Source organism: uncultured Gimesia sp., assembly GCF_937910335.1.
In the GTDB taxonomy this organism is placed as follows: Bacteria; Planctomycetota; Planctomycetia; order Planctomycetales; family Planctomycetaceae; genus Gimesia.
This window is the reverse complement of sequence record NZ_CALEMX010000305.1, coordinates 1-5628: the sequence shown is the minus strand read 5'-3', so window position 1 is coordinate 5628 and position 5628 is coordinate 1. Positions and strand designations below refer to the sequence as shown.

At 46.1% G+C, this 5628-nt stretch carries 4 protein-coding genes; all 4 read right to left on the bottom strand.

All coding sequences use genetic code 11. The features are described from left to right. Positions 1-1208: sulfatase-like hydrolase/transferase (locus Q0668_RS12360; RefSeq protein WP_298864972.1), on the bottom strand; the 1208-nt coding region annotated here is incomplete at its 3' end. Positions 1209-1225: 17 nt separating this feature from the next. Continuing rightward, positions 1226-2059 carry a sugar phosphate isomerase/epimerase gene (locus tag Q0668_RS12355; RefSeq protein WP_298864969.1) on the bottom strand — a complete coding sequence of 278 codons (834 nt, stop codon included), beginning with the start codon at positions 2057-2059 and terminating at the stop codon, positions 1226-1228. A 27-nt stretch (positions 2060-2086) separates the two neighbouring features. Next, complete coding sequence (locus Q0668_RS12350; RefSeq protein ID WP_298864966.1) at positions 2087-3625, bottom strand: DUF1570 domain-containing protein; 1539 nt, start codon at positions 3623-3625, stop codon at positions 2087-2089. Between the two features lie 67 nt (positions 3626-3692). Continuing rightward, positions 3693-5628, bottom strand: a 1936-nt coding sequence (locus tag Q0668_RS12345) for an FAD-dependent oxidoreductase (RefSeq protein ID WP_298864963.1), incomplete at its 5' end; no start/stop codon positions are given.

The window sequence follows — 5628 nt, the reverse complement described above, 5'->3', positions numbered from 1 at the left end:
GACTCTAGATAATAAAATTCAGATGTTCGTAATGCAAATGCCTGATCACTGGCTGCGTAAATTATGGGCTCTGCAGGCGAATTCTGATCATAAATCACATCGAACAAATTATTTCCGGATCGGGAACCTGTCTCCAATGGGGTTTCCAGCCAACTCGACAATGAAACGGGAATATCTGCTGACTGAGACAGAAATTGTCGTCTGTTTCCCTGATGCCGATTTTTTGAATCATAAATAAATAAAGGAACGTGGCTCGTTTCATCAAACAGCCCCCAGTTCTCAACATTCCTGGCAGGTCCTAACAGCTCATTTCCTCCCCGAGCGGCTGTGACAATCAACAGAACTGGTTGAGTTTCGGCATATTCAAGAAGTGTATCTAGAAAACGTCCCAACCAGTGGTCGAGCAGCGTCACATAGCCGGCATAGACGGCCCTTGCCATGAGTCGTTCCTGGTCATCGAGTTCAGACCACTCTTCCGGGTTGAGAAACAACTCGGACACAGCCTTGATCAATTCCTGCCAATCCTCTGCTTCAGGGTCTGTTTCCTCATTCCATTCAGGTTCTTCTGTAGCCGCTTCTTCTGTAGCCGCGGTATGAAATTGTTCTTCCCTTATGTCCGCTTCATCAGCGCTTTCGTTTTCCTCTCCTCCCTGGTCGAGAACTTCATCCAGATAAAGCGTTGAGAAAAATTCCGGAGCCAGTGGTTCTAACGGAACCCCTTCTGAGCGAATCCAGACCAATTGATCTTTTGAGTTTTCCATCCACTCTGGCAGCCGGTCAATCGCGGATTGCATGAGTCTCGCTATGGGAGTTTTCTCATCCTTGACCTGAAATCCATTCAGACCTGATACCGTTTCAACCTGATCAAATTCTTTAAAAAAAGACTCCTGTGCCCTGACCGATGAATGACGCCCGGTTTCACTTTCTGATTCCAGGAGCAATGTCGAATGGATTCCCTTTTTTTTCAGATGGGAAATGAAAGCATCGCTGGACTGCTCCGCCGCTTCAAAGGCCTGGGGAATGGTTTGACTTGTCCACCAGGGAAACGAATTTTGAGTCGTGCAGAGTTCATTGGCGTAATGCTGATCAAAGAGAACTGAAATGGAAGCCAATCGATCAAAATTTGGTGTTTCAATCCATTGATGACCATAACATCCCAGCATGCAGGCGGGTAATTGTTCGAAGCTGATGACAAATGCTTTTTTCATAGAATTGTTTGTACCGATCAGGGAGCGAGCGAGTCAACCCATTCTTTACATCGGACTGCGTAAGCACGCGCGTCATCTGCAGTCACGATGCCTTCTGCCTGATGAACGGTCAAAAAACCTTGATAGCCGACCGCTTCTAATCCGGAGCTTACTTGTTCGAAATTGATCCCCCGACCGCTTTCGTCCCAATAGGGGAGCAATTGAAAAGGACGGTCTCCCAGGCACCAGGTTTCAAGGTGATCGGGCCCCTGTGTGGTAATCACCAGATTCTGCACATAGACATTCATCAGCCAGGGGAGAATTTTCCGTAGCGTTGTTTCGGCATACTCCTGGCCACACATCAGCAAACTTGCAGGTTCATAAATCAGGCCAAAATTAGGACGATTAATTTTTTTCAGAGCCGCAATGGACTGTTCCACTTCTTCAAACAGACAGGCCGGATGGAACTGATGCACCAGTTGTATTCCCCGTTCAGCTGCCACGTCGGCGGCTCTTTGTGCATGCGTAATATCGGCCTCGGTTTTTAAACAGACCCGAACCATACGAGCACCCAGAACTTCAGCGACATGTAAACTGGGTTCAATATGTTGCAGTGCCTCTGGTGCCTGATCATTATTTTGTGGAACATTAAAGTCGGCCGTAACCATCGAAACGACAAGGTCAAACTGATCTACAATCGATCGAATCTGTTCCAGCTCCGTTTGTGAGCTTTGCACGCCAGCCACACTGGCCCGCATGCATAAGGCAGAATACCCGCATTCAGCCGCGATTTTTGCAATCTCCGAAAATGGAATATTTAACTTCGTCTTGCAGGCAGCTTCAGCGATCCTCACTGAAAGGGAATATTGCATCTTCTGACCTTTTGTTTGTCTCAACTATCAATTGGAAGGGGCTACTTGAACTTGACGCGTTAATGCTGGAACAGGCAATTTTCCACTGGCCCATTCCCTGGCTGCTTCACTCTCGGGGTAAACCGATTTGACTTCAACATGATAGCTCTGCCATTTACCACCCCGACCTCCGCGCATCAGTTGATCGGCGTTTTTTGCTTTCATTTTTATTTTTTTGCGAATGGCTACTTTGGGTAAGTACCATTCTGCATAAGTACCTGCATCAGTCTGCACGGTGACATGAAATGTCATGGGCCGAAACGGAGAAATATTCTGTAGCCAACCTTCAATTCGGGGAGGTGCATTTCGAGAATAGGAAGTCGCCGTCATTTTCACAATGGCCATCTCCTGCTTATGTTTTTCCATATGAACTGTTTTATCGTCTAACTTAGGCAATTTCACTTTCTGTTTTAAAATTGCCTGGATCAAATCCAGTTTAAATTTCAGCTGCAGTGATTCCGGACTGACTTTTAATATTTCAACAAACTCTTCGTACTGTTGTTTCGACGTTGATTCCTCAAAAGGTTCTTTACTCGAAAGCTTCTTCACATATTCGACATATTGATTTGGGTACTTGGTGACGAGCATCCAATGCAACCCCCAGGCATGCACATAGGCATCGCCGGATAAAACACTTCCTCGGAATACACCATTCAAGGCGACGACTTCTCCCCAATTCAGCAACTTCGCAATCCCGGAAAGCAATGCATAATGAGAATTAATGCGATCGGGACTGACATTAATTCGATCTCCTTTTCCTTCAAAGCCTGTCGCAATTCCTTCCATAAACCATGTGGGAATCGGAGCTAATCGCTTTACAACACCGCGATTGGAAGTTTGCAAATGAATCGCTTCATGCAGAGGGGTTTCAAAGGAACTGCATTCACTCATTCTGAGAATCAGGTTATTGGAAATTCCAGAATAGTAAGCCAGAATGTTTTTCACACCCGCTCCCAGTGAAGTTGTTTCCTTAGCATATGCTTCAAAATCGTCATCCGATTCAAAGATGAGCATTGCCATCGGAAATTCATATTCCGTTAATTCGATTCCCATTTTTTTACTGTATGTTTCGAAGATCACCTCTACGTTTTTCATAAAACGTCCTGCTTTCTGCAGAAACGTTTTCACGCGTAGTTCCGTTCGATCTGTTCCATCCAGGGGGGCAGCCAGAACGACACCTACCAGATATGGACTTTGCAGGTGAAAGCGGAACTTCTCTGCCCCAAATTTTTTAATCAGTCCTTCCGACATTTGTTTCACAGTCAGAGGTTTGGGAGCTGCTTTGAGCTCACGTTTTTTGATTTTCCCCTGAGGTACAAGTTGTATGGACCCATCTGGTTTTAACAGGGCATGAAGCATTTCGCCTCTTGATTTTCCGGAACCATACAGGGCCGCCTCAATAGTCACCGTCTGACCAGACTTCTCTACGATAGTAAACAGGTCTGCCGAGAGATTCGAACTATTAAATAATTGTGCGGCGAAGAACATGGCCAGACAGGTACTGATTTTCAAGAAACGATTCTGCATGAATTCACCTATTAACCCTGTTCTGTGTCTGGCATTTCGAACTATTGGTCTGTCTCACGATTTATTTTCAATTTGATTCAACGGGTACCAGCTGCAGAGCGTCAACAATGACGTGCCCATCGGTCCCCTGATTGGAAATCATCAGGATCTTGTGTTTTCCTTTTTCAAATGGAAATCGCCCCAGTAGATGAAATTGATCTTGATTCGGTTTTTTTCGCTGATTCACTTTAATGGTTTGAGCACCACGGGAACTCATGACCGTATAGGGAGTATTTGTGGCCCTGTTAGAACCTGCCGCATAATAAACGCGCACTTCATACAAACCGGCCTTTGGAAGTTCAGCTGAAAATGTAACTTGCTGTTTTCCTTTATTGTCATTTCCATCATGCTGATATCCGTAATCAACATAAGGTGTATTGGATGAACTACTTTTCCAGCCTAGCGTCGTTTCGGCATCTCGATCATCAACAATGATTCCCGGTAAAGCAGCGGACCGTATGGGGGGAACCTTACGTGGTCCCTCCCAGATCAGAACCTGTTTATCTCGTAAAAGCCGTTTTCGTAATTGAGGATAATCAATATCCTGGACGGCTTGATCTGCATCAATTGCCTGAGCGGCGGCAGTCGCCGCTGATTGGCCTAAGACCATAAAAACCGGTTCCATCCGAATTGACCCGTAGGCAATATGCGACGCAGCCATTGCCACAGGCACGAGTAGATTTTGGCATTCTTCTTTTTTAGGGCGAATTGAACGATAGGAAATGGGATAGGGATATGGCACACCCACTTGTACGTCGCCTTCATTCAAAGTTCTGCCGTTAATGGCGTACCGCTGCTGGTTATGCGAATCCATCGTATAGGCCCCCATTCCCACACTATCTTCTGCTACCAGTTCTGACATGCAATTTTTTTCGGTCATCACATATTCAGAAACCAGCCGCCTTGCTTCGCGGATATAAAGCTGGAAGGGCCAACCATTCGTATCCTGAAATTCATCTTTAGCCGGCTTCCATGTTTGAAATTGTTTCCGCACCGCTGCGGGTACGCGAGGATGATTTGCCAGCGTCCACATTAACCCTTGCTGATAAGCCAAATGCTCCTGAATAATTTTAGCCCGCTTCTGGTAGTCTGCGTTCGGATATTCATAATTCATTCCAATATTATCCGTTGAGATCGCAAAGTTATTATTGGTATCCGTTTTTCGGTTTGGCATCAAAACGGGATTCCAGGGCGCGCGATGATCGCCGGCTTCAAAATTCCGCAGTAACAATTCATATTGTCGCGAATCATATTGAGGAGGCTTTATCCATTCGCGCTGATTTTCCGGAACATCAGTAGTACACATGCGAAAACAATAAGCCTGGACCCTATGATCACCGGCTCCGTCTTCGCCCCCTGGTCCTTCCTGCTGCACTCCCGGTAACAAACCACTTTCAGGATCGCCGGGTATGACATAAGGATCTACGGGTTTCACAAACTGATGATGCACGGCATTGCGGGTTTGAATTCCATTTAATGTTTCACCATAAGTCGCATTGGACTCACGACCAACGTGATAGGAAACCCCGGCAAGCGCCATTAAATCTCCTTCGTATGTCGCATCGATAAACATGGTTCCTTTGATGATCAAACCACTTTCCATTTTGATGGATACGATACGGTCTTTTTGTTTGTGAACTCCCTGTTTTAAATCGAGGCGCTGACGTTTTAAGACAGGAACCGAATGATCGGCCAGCATTTTTTCGAAGGTCTGTTCTGCCACATGTGGCTCGAACGTCCACATTTCCGCTTCAGCGCCTTTGCTACGACGATTTTTGTAATCCCCGGGTTTCTGAAACGTCCAGGCTTTGTCCTGACTATAATGCGTTCCCAGCAGACTATAAAATTCGCGGGCGATCCCACCAATGGCTGCTTTATTTCCAATATCTGTTGCCCCCAGTCCACCGGAAGAAAGTCCCCCCAAATGCGTTCCCGGCTCGATTAAAAGCACTGTTTTTCGCATG

Bases quoted from the DNA above. Each gene is read 5' to 3' on its own strand.
- Q0668_RS12350 (WP_298864966.1), bottom strand. From the start codon at position 3,625: ATGCAGAATCGTTTCTTGAAAATCAGTACCTGTCTGGCCATGTTCTTC.
- Q0668_RS12355 (WP_298864969.1), bottom strand. From the start codon at position 2,059: ATGCAATATTCCCTTTCAGTGAGGATCGCTGAAGCTGCCTGCAAGACG.